This window comes from Lamprobacter sp. (assembly GCF_034860625.1).
Taxonomy (GTDB): Bacteria; Pseudomonadota; Gammaproteobacteria; order Chromatiales; family Chromatiaceae; genus Lamprobacter.
The window spans coordinates 1-1,734 of the sequence record NZ_JAYESN010000450.1 but is presented as its reverse complement, the minus strand read 5'-3'; the positions used below and the strand labels follow the sequence as shown (position 1 = coordinate 1,734).

Here is a 1,734-nt window from a genome sequence, read left to right as displayed (position 1 = left end):
TAGCAGCTCGAAGGCCTGCTGGTCGTAGCGGCGCCAGAGCCGGCTGGAGAGTGGCTCGATCGAATCTGGCGAGGTGTAGCTGTCCAGGTCCATCAGCCGTGCTTGGTGCATGTACTCCTCGTACACCGAGCGATGCGGCTCGCCATACCAGCGGTAGCGAGCGTGTGGCAGCTCGATGCCAAGCTCGGCGGCGATCTCCGAGACCTCGTTGCCGACATTGACGCAGTCGGTCAGCTTGCCGCCGTAGATCGAGACATGCGCGTGCCCGCGGTCGACATCGATCTCGTGCTTGCGCGAGAGCTGCATCCAGTCGCGCTCGCCCTCTGCGGCGTCGCCATCTCCAGTCTTGCCATTCTCAGCCGTTTCCTCATCAGCCGCACCATTGCCGCCGCCTTCCGCACCATGGCCATTGCCGGCAGAGCTATGGATGCTGACGTCTGAACCCCCAACAGCCGTGTTGGGGGCTCGCTTGACCACCAGCGGACGCACGCCGCAGCGCTCGGCGATGATGTCGGCACGGGTCAGCGGTCGCTCGAGATTCAGCCGCTTGTTGATGTTCTCGAGCACGAAATCCCGATCCTCGTTCGTCACCTCGGTGAACGGACGCTCGACCCTTGTATCAGTGGTGCCGATACAGGTGCGCACGCCCATCGGGATGACGAAGAATAGCCGCCCGTCATCGGCGAAGAAGGTCAGGATATGAGGCTCTGGAGTCACCTGCGGCACGATCAGATGAATGCCCTTGGAGAATAGATGCTGGTGCTCAGTCTGCTCGCCGTTGCGCTGATTGAGCCCATCCGCGAAGGGGCCGGCGGCATTGATCAAGATCTTTGAGCGGATCTGAAAGGTCTCGCCGCTCTGGGTATCGCGCACCTCAGTGATCCAGGCCGCGTCTTGACCGCTCTCTGTTCCGATTTCTGTGCCGATCTCTTCACGCCGCGAGCCCAACGACTCGACATAGTTGGCCGCGATGGTGCCTCGGTCCATCGCCGCGCGTACGAACTGGAACACGAAGCGCGAGTCGTTATCGTGCAGATAGGCATCGGAATACTCGAAGCCGCCCACAGCATTGCTGGTATTCACCACCGGCTCCTCGGAGTCGATACGGCGCTTGGTCAGAAACCGCGGGATGCGCGTGTAGCCGTTGCCGAAGAGCCAATAGACCCAGGTACCCAGCCAGAGGAACCAGGGCGAGAACCGAAACCCCTTGTCGATCGTGGCGAAGAAGCGGATCTCCTGCACCCGGCTCGGATAGCTGTCGATCAGGTGATTCCGGCTCAGGCACAGCTTGCGCACCAAGCCATAGTCACCGCTCTCCAGATACTTGATCCCGCCCCAGGCCAGGTTCGATGACTGCTGACTGGTAAAACCTGCGAAGTCGCGCTGATCGATCAAGGCCACGCTCGCGCCCTTGCCCGACAGCGCGGCCGCCGAGACGGCCCCATTGATCCCACCGCCGATGATCAGCGCATCGAACACGCGATTGGGGAGCTTGGCGATATTGCTGTCTCTTAGATTCATAGTGCGTCATCGGCTCCCACGTCTTCCCTCGCCCATCCTTTCGCCAGCTCCACCGCACGATGCCAGCGTTTAAACAGCTTCTCGCGCTTGGCCTCCTCGATGCGTGGACGATAACGCACATCCAGTGCCCACTTCTTGGCGATCTCATCGCGACTTTCCCAGAAGCCGACTGCAAGGCCGGCGAGATAAGCGGCGCCGAGCGCGGTGGTCTCA

Annotated in this window: 1 protein-coding gene and 1 pseudogene; both read right to left on the bottom strand. The window is 61.6% G+C overall.

Annotated elements, in window-relative coordinates; genetic code table 11:
• The coding region (locus VBE63_RS28735) for a glycerol-3-phosphate dehydrogenase/oxidase (RefSeq protein WP_323686395.1) at positions 1-1,521 on the bottom strand (1,521 nt) is incomplete at its 3' end.
• Positions 1,518-1,734, bottom strand: a pseudogene (locus VBE63_RS28730) (glycerol kinase); the annotation flags it as partial. The gene VBE63_RS28735 and the pseudogene VBE63_RS28730, both read right to left, overlap by 4 nt.